Source organism: Celerinatantimonas diazotrophica, assembly GCF_004339545.1.
Lineage (GTDB): Bacteria > Pseudomonadota > Gammaproteobacteria > Enterobacterales > Celerinatantimonadaceae > Celerinatantimonas > Celerinatantimonas diazotrophica.
Genome location: NZ_SMGD01000002.1, coordinates 15906 through 36643, shown reverse-complemented (window position 1 = coordinate 36643; position 20738 = coordinate 15906). Strand labels below are relative to the sequence as shown.

At 45.9% G+C, this 20738-nt stretch carries 17 protein-coding genes; 9 read left to right on the top strand and 8 right to left on the bottom strand.

What is annotated here, in order from left to right; translation table 11 throughout:
• Positions 1 to 4: 4 nt before the first annotated feature.
• Together dtd and EV690_RS00885 are read left to right on the top strand one after the other, a co-directional pair.
• A complete protein-coding gene (gene dtd / locus EV690_RS00890; RefSeq protein ID WP_131911061.1) occupies positions 5 to 442 on the top strand; it encodes a D-aminoacyl-tRNA deacylase in 438 nt (145 codons plus the stop codon).
• 33 nt (positions 443 to 475) lie between these two features.
• Entirely contained in the window at positions 476 to 1414 is a 939-nt protein-coding gene (locus EV690_RS00885; protein ID WP_131911060.1) for a bifunctional GNAT family N-acetyltransferase/hotdog fold thioesterase, read from the top strand.
• Here the strand turns inward: EV690_RS00885 and EV690_RS00880 are convergent.
• Positions 1376 to 2392: a YeiH family protein gene (locus tag EV690_RS00880; protein WP_131911059.1), complete on the bottom strand. Its 1017-nt coding sequence runs from the start codon at positions 2390 to 2392 to the stop codon at positions 1376 to 1378. The genes EV690_RS00885 and EV690_RS00880 overlap by 39 nt on opposite strands.
• Before the next feature lie 106 nt (positions 2393 to 2498).
• Between EV690_RS00880 and EV690_RS00875 the strand changes: the two genes are divergently transcribed.
• Positions 2499 to 3383 carry a LysR substrate-binding domain-containing protein gene (locus EV690_RS00875; RefSeq protein WP_131911058.1) on the top strand — a complete coding sequence of 295 codons (885 nt, stop codon included), beginning with the start codon at positions 2499 to 2501 and terminating at the stop codon, positions 3381 to 3383.
• Here the strand turns inward: EV690_RS00875 and EV690_RS00870 are convergent.
• From EV690_RS00870 to ydfZ, 4 genes are all read right to left on the bottom strand, one after another.
• Entirely contained in the window at positions 3355 to 5511 is a 2157-nt protein-coding gene (locus EV690_RS00870) for an AsmA-like C-terminal region-containing protein (protein ID WP_131911057.1), read from the bottom strand. The two genes, EV690_RS00875 and EV690_RS00870, sit on opposite strands and share 29 nt — an antisense overlap.
• A 369-nt stretch (positions 5512 to 5880) precedes the next feature.
• Complete coding sequence (locus EV690_RS00865; RefSeq protein ID WP_131911056.1) at positions 5881 to 6168, bottom strand: type VI secretion system PAAR protein; 288 nt, start codon at positions 6166 to 6168, stop codon at positions 5881 to 5883.
• A 95-nt stretch (positions 6169 to 6263) separates the two neighbouring features.
• The gene (gene recG / locus EV690_RS00860; protein WP_131911055.1) at positions 6264 to 8339 is read right to left on the bottom strand and encodes an ATP-dependent DNA helicase RecG; all 2076 of its coding nucleotides are present in this window, start codon (positions 8337 to 8339) and stop codon (positions 6264 to 6266) included.
• 168 nt (positions 8340 to 8507) lie between these two features.
• Positions 8508 to 8702 (bottom strand): putative selenium delivery protein YdfZ, encoded by a 195-nt coding sequence (gene ydfZ / locus EV690_RS00855; protein WP_165872619.1) that lies wholly within the window; start codon positions 8700 to 8702, stop codon positions 8508 to 8510.
• Between the two features lie 549 nt (positions 8703 to 9251).
• On the opposite strand from ydfZ, the gene mqo reads away from it, so the two are divergent.
• Positions 9252 to 10841, top strand: a complete 1590-nt coding sequence (gene mqo / locus EV690_RS00850) for a malate dehydrogenase (quinone) (RefSeq protein ID WP_131911053.1) — start codon at positions 9252 to 9254, stop codon at positions 10839 to 10841.
• Between the two features lie 410 nt (positions 10842 to 11251).
• Here the strand turns inward: mqo and pntB are convergent, their stop codons facing one another.
• On the bottom strand, positions 11252 to 12715 hold the full coding sequence (pntB, locus tag EV690_RS00845) for a Re/Si-specific NAD(P)(+) transhydrogenase subunit beta (protein WP_131911052.1): 1464 nt from the start codon (positions 12713 to 12715) through the stop codon (positions 11252 to 11254).
• 13 nt (positions 12716 to 12728) lie between these two features.
• The gene (locus EV690_RS00840) at positions 12729 to 14276 is read right to left on the bottom strand and encodes a Re/Si-specific NAD(P)(+) transhydrogenase subunit alpha (protein WP_131911051.1); all 1548 of its coding nucleotides are present in this window, start codon (positions 14274 to 14276) and stop codon (positions 12729 to 12731) included.
• Positions 14277 to 14600: 324 nt separating this feature from the next.
• On the opposite strand from EV690_RS00840, the gene EV690_RS00835 reads away from it, so the two are divergent.
• From EV690_RS00835 to EV690_RS00820, 5 genes are all read left to right on the top strand, one after another.
• On the top strand, positions 14601 to 14798 hold the full coding sequence (locus EV690_RS00835) for a hypothetical protein (RefSeq protein WP_131911050.1): 198 nt from the start codon (positions 14601 to 14603) through the stop codon (positions 14796 to 14798).
• Positions 14799 to 14909: 111 nt separating this feature from the next.
• Positions 14910 to 16343 (top strand): sensor histidine kinase, encoded by a 1434-nt coding sequence (locus EV690_RS00830; RefSeq protein ID WP_131911049.1) that lies wholly within the window; start codon positions 14910 to 14912, stop codon positions 16341 to 16343.
• Positions 16344 to 16374: 31 nt separating this feature from the next.
• Positions 16375 to 17001 (top strand): response regulator transcription factor, encoded by a 627-nt coding sequence (locus EV690_RS00825; RefSeq protein WP_131911048.1) that lies wholly within the window; start codon positions 16375 to 16377, stop codon positions 16999 to 17001.
• A 273-nt stretch (positions 17002 to 17274) separates the two neighbouring features.
• The gene (locus EV690_RS18520; protein WP_263433840.1) at positions 17275 to 17397 is read left to right on the top strand and encodes a hypothetical protein; all 123 of its coding nucleotides are present in this window, start codon (positions 17275 to 17277) and stop codon (positions 17395 to 17397) included.
• Between the two features lie 177 nt (positions 17398 to 17574).
• Positions 17575 to 17832, top strand: coding sequence for a GrxA family glutaredoxin (locus tag EV690_RS00820; RefSeq protein WP_131911047.1), 258 nt, complete (start codon positions 17575 to 17577; stop codon positions 17830 to 17832).
• Between the two features lie 66 nt (positions 17833 to 17898).
• Here the strand turns inward: EV690_RS00820 and EV690_RS00815 are convergent, their stop codons facing one another.
• Positions 17899 to 20718 carry a PAS domain-containing hybrid sensor histidine kinase/response regulator gene (locus EV690_RS00815; RefSeq protein ID WP_131911046.1) on the bottom strand — a complete coding sequence of 940 codons (2820 nt, stop codon included), beginning with the start codon at positions 20716 to 20718 and terminating at the stop codon, positions 17899 to 17901.
• Positions 20719 to 20738 lie beyond the last annotated feature (20 nt).

The window sequence follows — 20738 nt, the reverse complement described above, 5'->3', positions numbered from 1 at the left end:
GGTAATGATTGGTTTAATTCAGCGTGTGATGCAAGCATCTGTGATTGTTGCTGGGCAAACTGTGGGCTCGATAGATAACGGGCTACTGGTATTATTGGGAGTTGAGCAGGACGATGATGAGATAAAATCAGCAGAACTGGCTCGCAAGGTTTGTCACTATCGGGTATTTGCCGATAGTGATGGCAAAACAAACTTAAATGTCAGTCAAGCGGGCGGGGAGTTATTGGTGGTTTCGCAATTTACGTTGTGCGCTGATACTCACAAAGGTTTGCGTCCTGGTTTTTCAAAAGCTGCCGAGCCTGAGTTGGCTAAGCAACTGTATCAGCAATTTTGCCAGCAATGCGAAGCATTCGGCTTGCGTGTCGCCACTGGCGAATTTGGTGCGGATATGCAAGTTGGGCTGGTTAATGATGGGCCAATGACATTTTGGCTACAGGTTTAGTGCTCGATAAGTCATAAGGGCAAGGAGTTTGGCATGAAGTACCAGATTATAACCCCAGAAAGCGATGAGCAGTTAGAGCGATATTTTCAGTTTCGCTGGGAAGTTTTAAACAAACCGCTACATCTGCCATTGGGCAGTGAGCGCGATGCCTATGATGCGTATAGTCAACATCGCATGGTGCTCAATGAACAAGGCGAGATTGTCGCTATTGGCCGATTATTTATCAGCGACAGTGAAGAAGCCTTGATCCGTCATATTGCAGTGAGTTCGGATTATCGTAAGCAGGGTTTTGGGTTGATGGTGATGCGCTCGCTCGAACAAGCTGCACTCTCGGAAGGGGTGCGGCGAATTGTATTGACCGCCAGAGATCAAAAGTCGCTAGATTTCTTTACTCAGGCTGGTTATTTACCTGATGGTGAGCCGTATTACTATAAGACGACCTTCTTTCAGCAACAGATGGTTAAACATCTTGATGAGCCGTGTCATTTTACGCGCAGTGCTGCGCTTTGCCATAAGCTCTATCAGGAGATCTACGAACGTATCCCACTGAGTGAAAAAATCGGCTTCAAACTGACGCGTTATGATAATGAGTTGTTAGAAACCCGTCTGTCACTGGGTGGCAATGCCAATGCATATGAGTCGATGTTTGCTGGTAGCAGTTATTGTCAGGCATTACTTACCGCTTGGTCGCTTTTGTGGCTGGCGCTAGAAGAGCTGAATATGGATGCCGAAATTACCTTAGTCGATGCTCAGATCCAATATCGCCGACCCATTCAAGGTGAATGTTCGGCTCAGACGCAACGTTCTCAAGTGGTCAATATGTCTAACTCATTTAATGCGGGCCACTCGCGGACCCGCTTTAAAATTGCAGTTGAGCTTTATAGTAGCGACCATCTGGTCGCCGAGTTTGAAGGGCTATTTTTACTTCGACGGCTACAGTGTCGCCGGCCAGAAAAAGTGGATCAGAGTTGAAGAGATCGTCACCATCATCACAAACAGACACAGTGCTAAAAGCAGTGCTTTAGCGCTGCTGGCACGGATGTTTTTAAGTCGAGTATTAAAGCCTAGCGCGGACATGGCCATTGCGAGAATTAATGTGTCAAATTCCAGCAGGGCACTGCGAATACTGTGTGTGATCGGCAGATAACCGTTGATTAAAACCACCGCAATAAAGCCAAAGGCAAACCATGGAATGGTAATTTTGCCGCGACTTTGTGTGCCGGTATTGCTTTGTGCGGCGGTGCGTCGTTGCCAGAGCCAACTGATAATCAGCAATACGGGGGCTAGCAACATCACGCGCGCGAGTTTGACAATCACGGCAACGTTCGCGGCCTGTGGACTGATACTCTCGCCAATCACGACGACCTGTGCGACTTCATGCGTAGTTGAGCCAGCCAGTGCTGCAAAGGCATCTTGCGACATATGTAAGAATGGGAAGATTAATGGATAGCCAAACATGGCTAACGTCCCAAAGATCACAACAGTCGCCACAGCAACCACCACATATTCATCTTTGGGTTTAATCACAGGATCGACAGCCATGACGGCTGCAGCTCCGCAGATCCCTGTTCCGGATGCAGTCAATAGCGCTAGTTCTGCAGGAAGTTTAAAAACGCGTGTCCCTAACCAGTAACCAACAATCAGTACGGAACTGACCATGACGACGGCCAAGCCGATACCTGGCCAACCAATTGCGATCAGTTCTGAAACCGTAATATGTAAACCGAATAACATCACACCGAGGCGCAATAAGCGACTTTGTGAAAATCCGAGCCCTTGAGCAGCTGGATGCAGTCGTCCTTCAAGTGGTGAATTAGCAATGATAATCCCTAATATCAGACCGACCATCAATGGGCTTAAGGCGACCCATTGACTGACATAATGGCTAATGACTGACCCGATCAGCGCTGTGACTAACGTGAGCATTAGGCCGGGAAAGAGCGTTTTCATCTATTATTCCTTTATTAAGATGCTAAAAATAGAACTGAGTAGTCTACGGACTTGCTATTTATTTATGAAACGAATAGTTTTGATATTTTAAATCAGAAAAATTGATATGAGTTTTTCACTTAAACAGATGGCTGTGTTCGATGCGGTCGCTCAGTTTGGCAGTGTGAGTTTGGCCGCTGAACATTTAGCGATGACTCAGTCCGCTGCCAGTATGGCGCTTGCCCAGCTTGAACAACAACTGGGACATCCTCTATTTGAGCGCTCGGGCAGACGACTTATCCTAAATGCCTGGGGTTATTGGTTGCGGCCTCGGGCGAAACGACTATTACATGATGCCACTCAGATTGAGCAAGGTTTTCAAGGCCGGCATCTATTGTCAGGGTTGTTGCGAATGGGCATTAGCCAAACGATTGCTGAAGTGTTGCTACCGGCATTGGTCTGTCGGCTGGATGAGTTGTACCCGCAACTGCGACTGGAGCCGTTAGTTAGTAACAGTGAACAGGTGATCTTGCGTCTATTGCACCATGAGTTGGAACTTGGGGTGATCGAAGGACGTTGTGATGAGCCACGTATTAAAAGCGTTCATTGGTGTGATGATGAGTTGGTGATCGTGGTAGGGGCGAGCCATTCGCTAGCAACTCAAGAATCAGTGGCAATGCATGAGTTGAGTGCGTTGCGTTGGGTGTTGCGTGAACCGGGTTCCGGGACTCGAGAAACGTTCACCAGTAGCGTGTCAACACATATCAACAAGCTCAATATTTGGCGTGAATTCACGCATGTTCCGACGATTATGGCATTGCTTGAAAGTGGTCAATATGCCAGTTGTCTGCCTAAACGAATTGTTTTGCCACGGGTCAAGCATGGCCAACTCAAAATCCTATCGGTTGATGAGCTAAATATTAGTCGTCAGTTTCATTTTGTTTGGCGTAAGGATGCCGGCAGCAACCCTTTGCGTGACTGCCTCATTGAGCAGGCGATGCTACTGGTTTGAGCTGGCATTTTCCTGAACTCTGGCTATCTTTGACGAACGTATTCGTTTGAGGTAGATAACTCTGGTCGATTTGATATTGATCGATGCGAACCTGTGGGGCCCGCCAAGGCCCGTCTAACAGCTGGCTAAGTAACACACAGCCTTGATCGGTAACACCAATGCTGAGTGCATTGTATTGCTGATTGTTCAGATCAATTTGCCCGCTGACTAACCAGTTATAGGGTTGGCTGGAAAGCTGTGTTTGATCGACCTGAATAACCCCCTGAGTGATATCCACATTCAGTTTGGCCTGATTAAATAAGGTCGTACCTTCAGGAATTTGCTTAGGATCTTGCCATAGTGCCGATACTCCTTGAGTCAGTAGCTCTTGATGGGCCGGCAGTGATGTTTTGGGATCCTTGAGCAATTGTTGCCATAGCGGTTGCAGATTACGGTTAAATGCCAACTGTGAACTACTCGCAGAAAGTTGGCCATTAACACTGGATAGCCCTTTGCTAAGAGCCCCTGATAAGTGACCGTCGATTTCTAGATCCCCACCGAGTTTAAAATCGCTGTTTGAGGTGAGCCTCGATAGGGGTGAGATATCTAAAATCAATACAGATAATTTGCCATTCCACGGTAAGCTGGGTTGCTGATTTTGCAGTGTCGCTTGCCATTGAAGTTGCCCTTGAGGCAGCTCCCCATATAGGTTGATATGGGTTTGATCTGGATTCTGGTCAGGCCCCAAATCGACACTGGCGTTGTTAATAATTAATCCGCGAAAAGCGACATCGGGTGCTTGCCAGAAGATACTGGTATCAGGGTGAAGCGCCTGTTTTAATGACACGAATTGACCTTGATCTAACAACTTCAGGTCGCTCAATGAAAGCTCCATACTGCGAATTGAGAGTGGCAATGCACTGTTGTAGGAGAGCAACTTCATATCATTAAAACTCGCTTGATCGACTTTTAATGTAACTGGCCAGACTTTCCTGAGCGTCTTAATCGTTTGTTCGCTCGTATCAGAGAGTGCAATGACCGCATTGCTGGCATTTAAACTGGTAATATCAAGATTAGGTTGTTTTTGCCAGTTGTAATTAAACGATGCGTTCAGCTGGCCAGGTTGTAATTGGGCCGATAGCTGATTGACCGCTAATGATTGTCCACTCAATGCGCCCTGCAAGGATAAATTCCCAATGGGGAGCTGACTAAACAACATATTATTGATGGTGAGATCGAAATTGCCCGTTAGTGCTTGCGGTGTATTGCGTTGCCAGTGTAGCAGACGAATATCACCATTGAGGTTATTGACAACTAAGGGGATATGACTGAGTTGTGTCTGCAGATTTGCCGAATTAAGCTCCAGGTCATTAATATCAACTGATTGAATAAATTCAGGTAGTGACGGCAGCGTGACATCTGAGAGTTGTGCGGGTTGCAGTTTCAAGCCATCGATTTGCATCTGATTGAGCGCTAATTGCCCTGCATGATATGCCCCGTCAGTCTCAATAGTGGCACCAGCAAGTTGAAAGTTAAGCTGCTTGATTTGCCATTGATGATGGCTGATATGCAGATCAAACTGCGGTTGGGTCAGTTTCCCTTCTGGGGTTTTAAGTGCATCGCTAATACCACGTAATTGCCATGGTGTGTTGCCGTGTTGATGCCAGTTGCGGATCTCAAGCTGAGCATTTTCGAGCTGCCATGGAATTTTTCCATGGCGGTCTTGCCAGCTTATTTGCGCATTTTGAATATTGATGTTATCGATTTGATAGTGGCTGATGGCCGGAATATGAAGTTGCCAAGAGGCACGCCGATTTAAAGCAAATGTTATTTTAGGCCGAGTGAGATTTAACTGCGCCAGCTCGAGTTTGCCAGAAAATAGGGCTAGTGGTTTGAGTGTGAGTGAAATATGGGGACTCAGCAGCGCTACATCGCCCGCTTTAGCAAGTGATACATTATCTAACTGCCAGGTAAAAGGGTCTGTAAACTGCCAGTGACTTTGTTGGTAATTAATATGCCAGCCCTGGCGCAGTGCCCAGTTGTGCAACTGGTTCTGGTAGTCATCCGGATTAAACGAGAATATAAAAAAAGTAACTGCACAAAGCAGGATCAATATGATGATAAAAAATAGATCTCGTATCCATCTCATGAAGGTTCAGGCCTTTAATCAGCATCATGTATTACATTAAAACTACAGCATAAATTAAAACGGCTATTTGTCTACGTTTATAGCCGATTTAACCTCGACCAGCTAAAAATCCTCGTTTCTTTACACAACTGATTGAACCTGAACTATTAAATTTTATCGGCCATGTATCAATGGCGACTTTATTAAGCAACTTTATTTTGCTTTGGATGGATTGCTAGGGACTGTTGACGAAAGAGATTCAGACTGCGATTTGATGAAAGCGGTTAGCGACAGCTGATATTGAATCATGTGTAACATTGTAACCGCCTGATTCCGAAAGGGCGAACAATCAAAAGGTTCGCTTTTGCAGAGCCTAACGAGGGGAGTATTTTAGGCCCCAATATTCACACTTGTTGAACCGATCGTCACGCCGCCACAATCCACGCTACCACCAGTAATAGCAGCTGCTTTACCGTCAATAATGACCGATGATGAACCGGATGCAATGGTGCGTGGGTGCTTGGGGTTATGGGGTTTGTCATGAGGAGCTAATGGGTCACCCACTCGCGCTGCCGGAATGTGATCTATTTTGACTGTTCCTGAGCCAGCCGTTACCGGTGTTGCATAGTAACCATCGTGTGCCGTTCCAATATCACCCACAATTACAGCTTTAGGCATGCTTGCCCCCCATTACAAAAAAATTATTAATAATTTTCATATTATGCGCAACTTTAAGTCAAAGATAAAGCCTTGAGTCGCTGGGCGTGCTTACTTTAAGCTTGCACATATTTATCGCGGTGGCCTAACCAGCGACGAATCAGAGGCTTGACCAGTGCAGGATGTTCACTCAAGACTTGGTTGGCTAATTCTCGAGCGGGTGCTAACAGCGCCTGATCGCGTATCAAATCGGCAATTTTAAAGCTCACCAGCCCGGTTTGACGAGTTCCGAGCATCTCTCCTGGACCGCGAATTTCAAGGTCGCGTTCTGCGATAACAAACCCGTCGTTACTATCGCGTAATACACTGAGTCGTGCTGTGGCTGTTTTTGACAGAGGGCTGTGGTAAAGCAATACACAGTGACTTGCTATCTGTCCTCGACCAACTCGCCCGCGCAGCTGATGCAATTGAGCCAGCCCAAGTCGTTCTGGGTTTTCAATAATCATCAAGCTCGCATTGGGCACATCGACGCCAACTTCAATCACGGTGGTTGCGACCAGGAGATCCAGTCGATGAGCTTTAAATTCATCCATAACCCACTGCTTTTCCTGGGCTTTCATTCGCCCATGAACAAGACCAATGCGTAGTTGTGGAAGCTGTTCCTGCAATTGAGCGGCGGTATCTTCGGCGGCTTGGCATTGTAGTGCTTCCGACTCTTCAATCAGAGTACAAACCCAATAAGCTTGGCGGTTTTCGCTCTGGCAAGCCTGATGAACTCGCGTGATCACTTCTTCGCGCCGAGTATCAGGGACGACCACGGTGGTCACTGGCGTGCGTCCAGGCGGGAGCTCATCGATGATCGATAATGATAAATCAGCATAAGCGGTCATTGCCAGTGTCCGCGGAATAGGGGTTGCGGTCATCACCAATTGATGCGGAACAAAACCGTGGGTGCCTTTTTCACGAAGCGCGAGCCGCTGGTGGACCCCAAAACGATGTTGCTCATCAATGATCACTAACGCCAAATGAGCAAAGGCCACCTGATCTTGAAAAATCGCATGGGTGCCGATCACCATTTGTGTCTGTCCGCTGGCAATGCGTGCAAGGGCTTCTTCACGAGCTTTGGCTTTTTGTTTCCCTGCTAACCAATCGATCGTGAATCCCAGTGGCGTCAGCCAATTGGTAAAATTATTGAGATGCTGTTCTGCCAGTATTTCAGTGGGAGCCATTAAGGCAACCTGTTGGCCTTGCGCGAGTGCATGCAGTGCCGCAAGTGCTGCAACGAGTGTTTTACCGCTGCCAACATCGCCTTGTACCAGCCGCATCATTGGCCAGCTTTGAGATAAGTCGTGGCTGATTTCACTGGCTACTCGTCGTTGAGCGTGGGTGGGGCTAAAACCTAACCGTGAGAGAAATTGCTGCTCAAGTTCAGGTGCCGGCGGCAAGACCAGAGCGGTTTCACGTTGTGCTTGTTGACGAAGAGTCAATAGGCTTAATTGATGGGCACATAACTCTTCGATGACAAGTCGTTGCAACGGCGGATAGCTGCCATCTTCTAAATCAGCTAGATTCGTGTCTGGTGCTGGCTGATGCAATAACTTAAGCGCTTCATCCAGATGAGGTAGAGATTTGAGTAGCCCTGTTTGTTCTGGAATAAGCGGCTGAGGGGGATATTGTTCAATGAGTTTAAGGGCTTGTTCGCTGAGCTGGCGCAGCGAAATTTGTCGCAGCCCTTCAGTGGTTGGGTAAACGGGAGTGAGCTGCTCGTTCAGGTCGGGCGTTTCATCGCTATCGAAAATATGGTAATCCGGGTGGACGATTTCCCAGCCATGTTTACCACGGCGAATTTCGCCGTATGCGCGCAGCTTCAACCCGGGTTGCATCGCCTTTTTTTGGCCTTGATTAAAGTTAAAAAAGACGAGAGTTAACGCTCCGCTACCATCGTTGATCCGACAGCTTAGAATTCGGCGTCGGGCATAAAGCGTATCGACTTTATCAATTATGCCACACACACACACGTGTACACCGGACATCAAGTCACTGATCGGCCAAATGTGGGTGCGATCCTCGTAGCGTAGCGGCAAATGAAATAACAGGTCCTGCAGCGTTGTAATATCAAGTCGCTGTAGTTTCTCGGCTAACTTGGCACCCACACCTTTAAGCACCGTTATCGGGGTTTGTTCCAGCTGCATAACCACTGTAAATATGATCAGGATTTAAGATTAGTATATGCAATTGGCTGATTAAAATCAGCTTTATCTATAAAGATGGAAAATCAGTAAACTAGATGGATGTGGATTCAAGTGACAACTGGTTTGCCAGCCAGAACCAGCAGGCTCTGGCCGTAGATACTTTGTTGTTTAACCGAGTCGGGCAATATCAATTGGAGCGCAAACCCCCTGTTTCAATTGCACACATTGATTATGCTCAGCGGCATAAGATGAGAGATTATCTGCACTAATTTTCTCGATCTGATCGATTTCACCTGTTTCACGAATCAGGACTCGTTGACCGGGTTGTAACTCGTTATGGTAAAGATCATACACTTTGGTCATTGTTGTTCTCCTTATCATTATCAAATGACGCAGTCATTGTATGCTTGCTAAAAAACAAATTATTGTGATTGATCAGATCCTTGCTATATAAAGGATCGATGAACTGAAATTTCAGGAAAAGTGGCTTAATTGGGTAATCGATTGATTTGAATAAAGAATAGTTAAATGTGATGAGTGTCACATTTCTTTAATGCACATTTGGCCTGCTCTAAAATTAATCAAAAATTATTTTTTTCCGTGAAGGTGTAGAATTATCAATAATATGGACGATCAAGAACACTCAACAAGATTGACTATAAGTGTATCGAAAATGAATCAATACTTGAGCCATCTATTAATGGTGGTATATTAACCAATTATCCAACACCTTTAGAACGGTGTCTTTATGATGTGATGCTCCGATTCTGATTGGAGTGTTAATGCCAAAGCATACTATCAACGTTTCTCGTTAAGTTAATTGTTAGGCCTGATCCACCGGGATTTTTCTTGTGGATCGTCTTAGTTTTGGCGATGCAAAGAGACTGCAATATTTTTGAGTGAACCAATAAAATGCCAAATTCTACAAGTTCTGAATCTCCCAGCCGAGATCGGGTTGATGTTGTACTGATCGGTGGCGGCATTATGAGCGCAACGCTGGGTACCTTTATAAGTCAACTAGAGCCGGACTGGAAAATTGAACTGTTTGAGCGCCTCGATAGCGTTGCGCAAGAAAGCAGTAACGGCTTGAATAATGCTGGAACAGGCCATTCCGCATTAGCCGAGATGAACTATACTCCGGAAAATCAAAATGGTGAGATTGATATCACCAAAGCGATTAATATCGATGAGCAATTTCAACTTTCTCGGCAGTTTTGGGCCTATTTGGTTCGGTCTGGATTAATCAGCGACCCGAATTCATTTATTAATAGTGTCCCTCATTTTAGTTTTGTGTGGGGTGAAAAAAACGTCCAATTTTTGCGCAAGCGCTATCTGGCTATGACCACCAGTCCTTTATTTGAAGGAATGGAATACAGTGAAGATCATAACACGATCAAAAACTGGCTTCCGCTCGTGATGAAAGGGCGCGATCCTTCACAGCCAGTCGGTGCCACGCGGATGGTTCTGGGAACTGATGTGAACTTTGGGGCACTGACCCGACAGATGGTGCAGATGTTACTGCAACATGACAGTTTTAAACTCAACCTTGGGCATGAGGTTTGTGAACTCAATCGTACCGATGACGGTTGGCAAGTCACGGTTGCCGAACGACACAATAAACACAAGCGCCGTACTATTTATGCTAAGCATGTTTTTATTGGCGCGGGTGGGGCATCACTTAAGTTATTACAAAAATCGGGGATCCCGGAGGCTCGTCAGTATGGAGGCTTCCCGGTTGGTGGCCAATTTTTAGTGACGGATAATCAAGAATTAGTACGCCAGCATCAAGCTAAAGTGTATGGCAAGGCTGCCATTGGTGCGCCGCCGATGTCAGTGCCGCATTTGGATACCCGTGTGATTGATGGTAAGCACTTATTGCTGTTTGGCCCATTTGCTAGTTTTTCTAGTAAGTTCTTAAAAAGTGGGTCGTTATGGGATCTCTTTGGGTCGCTGAATTTATCGAATTTGAGCCCTATGGTGCAGGTCGGACTACGCAATTTTGATCTGGTCAGATATTTAATTGGGCAGTTATGCCAAAGTAATAATGCTCGTTATCGGGCGTTAAAAGAATTCTTCCCGCAGGCCAAAGCCGAAGATTGGAAGTTATGGCAGGCGGGTCAACGGGTGCAAATCATTAAAAAAGAACCCGGTCAATCGGGACAGTTGCGCTTTGGTACTGAACTGATTTGTGATGAAAAAGGTTCATTAAGTGCGCTACTTGGTGCATCTCCAGGTGCATCCACTTCGGCTGCAATTATGTTGCAATTGCTGGAGCGTTGTTTCGCCGATCAATTTGCTAGCGAGCGTTGGCAATCGAAGATTAAGACAATGATCCCATCTTATGGCGTGTCACTCAATGACAATGCCAAGATCAATGAACGTGAGCTACAGCTGACTGGGAAGATCTTGCAACTAACTGCGCAGTTTGATGATGAAGCGATCCCAAATGCCATTAAAATGTGGCAAGAAGGTGAACGCAGAACTGGCAGTTTAAGTATGTAATAAACTGGATTGTTATTTGTAATACCAAGCCCGCCAAGTGCGGGCTTTATGTTATACACGAATTGTTCGCGGCTATTGCGCATCTGTGATTTTATGAGCAAGTGTTAAAAACCGCTCAGGATTGCTTACTGACACACAGATGTTGTCCATCAGTGGGGATGCAAAAACTAGCCGAGTTACCGGTTACCATATCTAAACTGATGGGGATGAATACTCCCAGCGTTAGAGAGTCGAAAGAGTTGAAGGTAAACTGCAGCAGTGAGCGCAATAAGACGAATTTATTCGATCATTCTTTGAAGGCCAACTACTTCGCTATGCCTTTTAAAACATGCCCAAGTCTGATGATAGCGAAGAGTTGTGGTAAACAGCTCCGCTATTTGACTTGGGCACTGGCCTAATTTTGAGTGTTGTTAACTCAGTGCTTTTAGAATTTGCTCGACGCTATCTTTGGCATCGCCAAACAACATCTGTGTATTCTCTTTAAAGAACAGCGGATTTTGCACGCCCGCATAGCCGGTTGCCATGGACCGCTTAAAGACCACCACTTGGCGAGCTTCCCAGACTTCCAGAACAGGCATGCCAGCAATCGGACTGCCAGGCTGTTTTGCCGCCGGGTTAACAGTATCATTGGCACCAATCACTAAAACCACATCTGTTTGGCTAAATTCTGGGTTGATTTCATCCATCTCAAAGACAATATCGTAAGGAACTTTCGCTTCAGCTAATAGCACGTTCATATGCCCCGGTAACCGTCCGGCAACTGGATGAATGGCAAATCGCACATCCACGCCTTTGTCACGCAGTTTGCGAGTGATATCTGCTACTGGATATTGCGCTTGTGCTACGGCCATCCCATAACCCGGTGCGATGACAACACGCTGAGCTTCACTCAGCATTTGTGCAACTTCACTGGCGGTTGTTTCACGGTGTTCGCCTTGCTCAGCATCACTGACTGTGCCGCCTTCGACACCAAATCCACCGAGAATCACACTGACAAATGAGCGGTTCATCGCTTTACACATAATGTAAGAGAGAATTGCCCCAGAGCTACCTACCAACGCTCCTGTGATAATTAAAAGGTCGTTACCTAACATAAATCCGGATGCAGCAGCAGCCCAGCCTGAGTATGAGTTGAGCATCGAGACCACCACCGGCATGTCAGCACCACCAATGGCACTAACTAAGTGATAGCCAAACACAAAGGCGATGAGCATGATAACCAATAGGGCCAGCAAGCTCCCGTGACTGACGTACACCAGCCCGAGGATCAATGAGACAATCAGCATCGCCAGATTGAGCCAGTGTTTACCCGGCAGTGATTTTGGGGCACTTTTTAACCGTCCATTTAATTTACCAAATGCGACAATTGACCCGGTAAAGGTGACTGCGCCGATAAAAATACCTAAAAATATTTCCCACTGATGAATGATCAGTGCACTAGAACCGCTATGTAAAACCTGTTGTGTTTGTTGGGTACTCCCTAAGAACTTGGCAACTTGGTCTAACTGATGGGTCACCATTTGTAGTTGCTCAAGATGATGTCCCAGTTCCAAGGCGCTGGCAAAACCCACTAGCACTGCCGCTAGTCCGACAAAACTGTGTAACATCGCGACCAGCTCAGGCATTTGCGTCATTTCAACTTTCATGGCTAAACGCAGCCCAATCGCAGCGCCGATGATAATGGCGATGAGGATCAGCCAGCCGCCCGCTGAAACCTGGGCACTGCACAATGTGGCAATAATGGCAATTGCCATGCCGATAATACCGAACAAGTTGCCACGCCGAGCGGTATGTTGTTGGCTAAGACCAGCAAGACTGGCAATAAATAATAGCGCCGCAATCAGATAAGCACCGATGAGTAATCCATGTGACATAATAAGTCCTCCCTTACTCGCCGTCTTTGCGGAACATTTTGAGCATCCGCTGGGTAACTGCAAAACCACCGACAATATTGATGCTGGCAATTAATACGGCAAGCGTCGATAAAATTAGCATCAAGGTGGTACTGGTGGCCTTCATTTGCACGAAGGCGCCGATAATAATGATCCCCGAAATCGCATTGGTAACACTCATCAATGGGGTATGTAGCGAATGAGTGACGTTCCAGACCACGTAGTAGCCGACGACGCAAGCTAAGATAAATACGGTAAAGTGCTGGACAAATTCAGTCGGTGCATTAGCGGCAACCCAACCAAATAGCAGTGCTCCGACCGTCGCTATAACGGGTTTGAGCCAAGGGCGGGAAGGTTTAGGCTCTGGTGGCGGAACCGGATCACTGGGTTGTGCCTTAGGTGCGGCACTGACTTTAATTTCTGGTGGTGGGAAGGTGATTTCAGCATCGCGCACTGCGGTGACGCCCCGGATCACTTCATCTTCAAAATCAATCACCATCTGCCCATCTTTTTCTGGAGTAAGTAGTTTAAGTAAATTGACTAGATTAGTGGCATAGAGCTGACTGGCTTGAGCAGGAACCTGATTGGATAACTCAGTTAAACCAATAATGGTGACATCATGTTCGACGACAATCTCACCTGGTTTAGTTAGTTCACAGTTACCGCCATTGGCAGCAGCTAAGTCAACAATTACGCTTCCCGGTTGCATCCGCTCAACCATATCCTTGAGAATAAGTTTTGGCGCTGGTTTACCGGGGATCAGTGCGGTGGTGATGATAATATCGACTTCATCGGCTTGCTCGCGGAACAGCGCCATTTCGGCATCGATAAATTCTTGACTCATTTGTTTAGCGTAGCCATCACCACTGGTAGCTAGCTCATTGACATCGACTGTTAAAAATTCGGCGCCCATCGATGCAATTTGTTCTTTTACTTCTGGACGCGTATCAAAGGCACGAACTTGAGCGCCAAGGCTATTGGCTGTACCAATGGCGGCTAGTCCGGCAACCCCGGCTCCAATCACGAGAACCTTCGCGGGTGGAATTCGCCCGGCGGCGGTAATTTGCCCGGTGAAGAAACGGCCAAAGTGGTTGGCAGCTTCAATGACAGAACGATAGCCGTCGACGTTGGCTAGTGAGCTGCGAGCATCTAAAGATTGGGCCCGTGAAATTCGAGGGACCATATCCATGGCCATTAGATTAATCGATTTGGCCTGACACTGTTCAAGCAATTGGGAATTTTGTTTCGGCCAGACAAAGCTGATGACGGTGGTATTGGGTGACATTGATGCCAGCTCACTGTCATCGCCTTCATAAGTTGGGGCATTAACTTTTAGAATAATATCGCAAGATAAAACGCTGTGGCGCTCGCCGATCGTTGCGCCGGCATTTTGATAGGCCTCATCGTTAAAGTTTGCTTGTGCTCCAGCACCACTTTCGACAATGACTTCATATCCCAGTTGGGTCAGTTGCAAGACGCTTTTGGGAGTTGCGCCGACCCGAGATTCGCCTTCCCGGCTTTCTTTGAGTACTCCGATTTGCATAGTGATGTCCTAATGGTTAAGGCTAGCTTTAACACTAGCCATTTTTTAAAGGTGTGCCATGCGTACAACACTGCATTGGACAAACCATGATTTTATTTTAGTGCCACACCATCGCTTCAGGTGAGAACTTTATTTAAAGTCATACTGTTAAGTTACTAACTCTTTTATAGATTATCAATTTAAATACTCGTTATCTGCAAATCTGCGATTAGTAATGCATTTCTATGAAGATTGTGTGAAAATGCAACGCTTTTTAGGGCGAATGAATTGCTAATAAAAGCCAATAAGTTTATAATAAATAAATGATTTTTAGGTGATAAACTGATGTTCTCATACATAGCACTGTTGTTGGTCTTAGTGGGTGTTGTCCCTGTCCTGTGCTATTTTGCTGGTTTGATGGACCTTTATTTGCAGTTTGGTGCTCCGTTTGCTGGGGTTATCATTTTGCTCTGGCTATTAGTGGATGTTTCTAAAATGCGCCATTCATCACGCTCTTGCCAAAATCGCCAGCGTCATAAGTGATCTCACTAAGTAAATATATCTGTAATATTTTGATGGCTATTTAGTCATAGGATTCTTTGGTGGCTTCTGGCAAGATAGTGTTTTTGAATCAATAACACGGAATAATTGCTTTTGGCTCGTAAAAGTTGGTCTTTTCGGGATAGTCGCTTGGCCCGGCGGCTAGTCATGGCCATTGTTTTATTTAGTTCACTGTTAACTCTAACCGTGACCGGCGTTCAGTTGTATCTGCAATATCGTTTAGATATGAGTAATGTGCGTCAGTCTGCCGATATTATTCAAGATTCTTGGGTTCCGGCGTTAACTGAAAGTGTTTGGGACTACAACACTGATCTTATCGAGTTACAGTTAAACGGGATGATTAACTTACCGTTTATTATGGAAGTGCGGTTATCGCTGGCTGATGGCCAATACTTTGCCGTAGGGCATCCTGCGCCGAAGGATAGTTTTTTATATCATTTCCCTCTGCCGCATGTCGATCATGGCAAGCGCAAAAAATTGGGTGCTTTGACGGTTGTCATCGATACTCATCAGATCCAACAAGATTTGGTCCGTTATGCGTTAACCCTATTGATCTCGAATATTTTCAAGGCTGCGATGGTCGTCTTGTTTATGTTGTTTATTTTCCATATTTTACTCGGTCAGTATCTGATTCAGATAGTAGCCTATCTCCGTGGGGATGATGGGCATCTTAGCGGCCAGCCATTAACGCTGCAGCGCAAAAAACGGCAGAATGATGAACTTGACGATTTAGTCGATGCCTATAATGACATGGCAGAGTGTCTCGAGTTAGAAAATCGTCAGCGTCTGGCTGAAAGTGAACAGCGGGCGGTGATGCAGCAGCAACTGGCGCATATGGATCGGCAGGTGACGATGGGTGAGATGGCGACTTCGCTGGCGCATGAGCTAAATCAGCCACTTGCCTCAATTACGGGGTATGCCGATGTTAGCAAACGGTTTATCTCTCAACACAAACTCGATCGAGTCGATGAGACATTAACTAAAATATCTAATGAAGCGCTGCGCGCCTCTGAAATTATTCGTCGGACCCGGGAGTTTGTTCGCTCACGTCGAACCACTCAGGAACTGATTACAGTCAGTGCCTTGCTTGAAGAAACAGTCTTGATTATTCGCCATAGTGCTGAGCAATACGCGATTGAGATCGATCTTGATCTTTCCTTAGTGCACAATGATGAAGTTTTTGTGGATAAGATCCAAATCCAGCAGGTTTTGTTAAATTTATTGCGTAATGCGATTGATGCACTCAAAGAGCAACGTAGTGATCGAATTATTAAAATCATAGCGCAAACGCTTGAAGATGCGGATAAAGTTTGTATTCAGGTGATGGATAACGGTCCGGGTATCGATGCCAAGGTTTTGGAGACATTGTTCTCGCCATTTGTAACAACCAAAGATGATGGCATGGGCATTGGACTGGCGATTAGTCGAGCGATTGTGGAAGCGCATCACGGTCAGCTCACTGCTTATAATTGTTCTCACGGGGGAGCTTGCTTTGAACTCACCCTTGCGGCAAAAAATCATGAATAAAGGGTCATAGCCCATAATAAAGGTGATAAAGATGAATGAAGAAGCAAAACCGCTAATTTATATTGTCGATGATGACCCATCGATTCGCGATATGATTGAATTGATGGTTGATAGTGTTGGCTACGATTATCAGAGTTTTGCTGATGCGAGTGAATTTCTTGAAGCCTATCAAGATGTTCATGGCTGTCTATTACTGGATATTCGTATGCCGGGAATGTCAGGAATGATGCTTCAGGAACGACTGAATGAGCAGCGCTGTATCATGCCGATCATCTTTATTACCGGTCATGGCGATATCACCATGGCCGTCGAGGCGATGCAACGTGGTGCCTTTGATTTCATGGAAAAGCCATTTCGTGAATTTGACCTGCTGAGCAAGATTGAAAAAGCACTTGAGCTGGATGAGCAAAACCGAGTTGATTTGACGATGAAGCAGGAAATCTGCGAGCGTATTGAATCGTTAACCAAACGAGAGAAAGAAGTTATGGAGTTGGTGGCTCAAGGGAAAGCGAATAAAGTGATCGCAATTGATTTGAATATTGCCCAAGGGACAGTTGAAATTCACCGCTCTCGGATTATGTCGAAAATGAAAGCTCGTAGCCTTGCTCACCTGATGCGAATGTTGATGGTTGCTGGAGAATTGGATAACAGCATTTAATATCGATATGGCGTGAAGCGATTTCCACTGCGAGGTGATTCGCCATAAAGATATTTATATCATGATCTAAATCATGGCTTGCGTGCCCGGTTCAGGTGATTCTGTCAAAATGGTTGGTTATTTTTTAGCAAAACCAGCCATTTTATGTTTATCTCTGTGATATTCACTAAACAATAGTCTATTTACCCGTTGTGTCGTTGGGATCTTTTTTTGTAAGCCCCTAGATGAACCTTTTTCAAGGATTTCACGATTAAAATGGAGGCAACATAGACTATGGAAGAGACAAAAAAATATTATCGATGCTATGCGACAGGTCAGGGATTCTTTGTTCGTATTCCGGTGAAAGCACCTGATGAGCAGCCAGAAGAGCCTGAACCACAACAGGCTAAAGCCTGAATTTTCCACCCCCCGATATATTATCGGGGGTTTTTATTTGCGTTTTTGTCCTTATATTATTTATAGGCGTAGTCAATAGATGAGCAAGAGAAATCCAATTATCAACAGTTCATCGTAAAGGGTATAGTAAATACAAAGTTACATAAATATTGATTTATATATTAATAGGAGTTCATAATGCACGTTGTGATTTTTGGTCGTCCTGGTTGTCCTTTTTGTACTCGAGCAAAACAACTTGCTGAGCAGCTCACCAACCGCCATGGCGATTTTGACTATCGTTATGTTGATATCCATGACGAAGGGATCACGAAAGCCGATTTGTCTAAGTCTGTCGGTAAAGAGGTTAAAACAGTTCCTCAGGTATTTGTTGACAAGCAACCGATTGGTGGTTGTACCGAATTTGAAGCAATGATGCGCGACACATTTGAATTCTAAAGAGTTTGTTTGCAGTTGTGGTTGGGCTGATGGAGATCATCAGCCCCTTTTTATGGTTTAAATTTGTTAAGTCTCAGACGGATCAGTCGATTCGTTTTCAATTTGCTGAAGCCATTGATGAAGTCTCTGGTGGATATTCTGCTGTAGATGCTGGAATTGTCGCAGCCAGTGCATCTCTGGTAATTTCTGTTTGCTGATATGCCGTATAAAGTGTTGGCTGGCTTGCATAAGCTGTTCTGCATCTAGTAATTGGGCCTGATGGTTGAGTTCGCGAAGCCGTTCATCAATGGCTAACCAGTTTTCATCAATAATCGCAGCGTTGAGTTGATCCCACAGATAGGTGTGTTGTTGCAAAAAGTTGAGAGCGATATTGCGAAATGAATAGGGACGACGTGTCAGCCAATCTGGTGCTTCGGCCAAATCAGCGAGCCCTAACTCGGGGGTATTTTCGAGCCATATTTGCCACTTCCGGAAGTGCGGTTCATAGCGATGTAGTAAAATATCGATAGCATCATTTTGCAGGGGTTTGGTTAAGACATCATTTACTCCGGCGCTGAGCATTTCCGTGCGGGTATCGCTATAGGCATCGGCGGTACAGCCAATGATTAGCGCATAGCATTCCGGCGCCTTCATACGGCGAATCTGACGAGTTGCATCAATCCCGTCAATCTCAGGCATGTGGTTATCCATTAAAATAATAGGGTAATTTTGTGTTTGTATGATTTCCAATGCCTGAGCGCCATTCATCACGAGCGTGCATTGAAAGCCACGTTTTGCGAAGAAGGCCTCGATAATCATGCCGTTTGTACGATTATCTTCTGCAATGAGCAATGGTATCTGGTTCACTTGAAATTGACTGGTTATGATTTTTTCTGGCTCTGGTGAGGCACTACTTGGTGTGACCTGCAACGTTGCCGTAAATATCGCCCCTTTCCCCGGTTTACTACGAACCCGAATATCGCCTCCCATCGCTTGGCAGAGTTGACGAACTATCGCTAGTCCTAGCCCAGAACCACCATAGAGGCGAGTCGTTGAAGACTCAGCTTGAGTAAATGCTTCGAATATTTGCTCCTGCCGGTTAGGCTCAATACCTATTCCGGAGTCTTTAATCCGGATCACCAAATATAGCTGTTGATGGATGTAGATGTCTTTCACGGTGAGCTCAACGAATCCTTGCTGGGTAAATTTCATTGAATTACTCACCAGATTTAAGATGATCTGCCGGATGCGAGAACGATCGGCAATAATATTCGGTTCTTTAATCTGGCTTTTTACCGTGAATTTAATGCCCTGCTGTATCGAGAGAGCGGCATAAGTGCTTCTTACACAATCAAGAACCTCGGGCAGTGAAAAGGGCGCTGCTTCTAGTTGTAACTGTTGGGCATCAATCTTCGAGAAATCCAGAATGTCATTGAGTAGCACCATCATGTGCTGGCCCGAGTGGTACAAATCATCCAGGTAATGGCGTTGTTGGGGGTTAAGATCAGTTTGTTCAAGTAACTGAGCGATGCCGAGTACGCCATTCATTGGGGTGCGAATTTCGTGGCTCATTTGAGCTAAAAACCGCAGTTTGGCCGTGTTGGCATCTTTAGCTCGGCTTAAAGCTTGGCGTAGGGATTCTTCGAGATGGCGTTGCTCGGTGATATCACGCTGAACGGCGATAAAGCTCTCTAATGTCCCTTCGCTATTGAGTACCGGAGTGATGTCGATATCCACCCAGTAGCTGTGCCCATCTTTGCGATAATTGAGTACTTCAGTACGGATGCTTTGGTGCGTGGTAAGTGCTTCGCTAATACGTTGACGAGTTTGATAATCGCTATCAGGGCCTTGTAAAAGAGTTCCTGGATATTTACCGTACACCTCTTCAAAGTTGTAGCCAGTGAGATTAGTAAACGCTGCATTAACCCATGTGATTCGACCCTTTGGATCACAAATGACAATGGCATCATGGGCGTGCTGAGCAACCTGAGCCAATTGCTTAGCTTCCGCTTCTCGTTCAACCAATAGTTGACTGTGGCGGGCCAATTGCTCACGGCTACGGGCCAGTTCTTGGAAGGGGCGCACTAACATGCGTTGGCCCAGTAGATAAATTAAAACGAGAGCTAAAAGTGCACTGAGCGCAAGCATTAACCCCAGTCGGTAAAGGAGATTGTTACGCTGAGTGATGCGCGCATGCGTGCTGACTGCATAATTCATGATCAGATCAGAGTAGCCCAGCGGGACTTCATAGACTTGCCACTTGCTGCGATCACGCGGAAACAGATCGATCCCAGCCGATGGTTGACTTAAACCGATCCAACGATTATGGCTTGAGGTAATGGTCGAGAAAAAATAGGCCAGATTAAAATCAAGTTTAGCGACCATCACGCCCATGATGCGCTGCTTGGCGACTACCGGCAGATAAAGGGTAAAAAACTGGTGTTGGTCGCGTTGCACCAATTGCAATATCGCATCACTAGGAACCCCTGTCAGAATTCGCCCAACGACTTTCAGGACCTGATTTTTGGGTAAATCCAGCTGATTAATAATGGCTTGGCTATGGCTGTTAAACAGTGCCAGCTGCGCTTTTTGGGTAAAAATTTGCGCCTGAGCCAACCGCTCGGTTAAGGTGCGGGTATCGATTTTCTGAGCGCCACTGACTGCGTTGATAACCTCTGGCAGCGAGGTCATCCGTCGATAAGCAATCTCTTGATTGTTAATATACTGAAGCAGATAACTTTTGGCTGTTTGTAGTTCGACCTGAATGGTCTCTTTTTGGATTTGGGCGACGACTTTAACGCTCTGGCGATAAATAACAACACCACCAACCCCGCCCATGAGTAAGGCGCTCAGGCTGATGTAGAGGATAAATAACTTACGCGTCGATAAGCTTTTTAGTTGCCACACGTCACAGGTCCTATATCGGC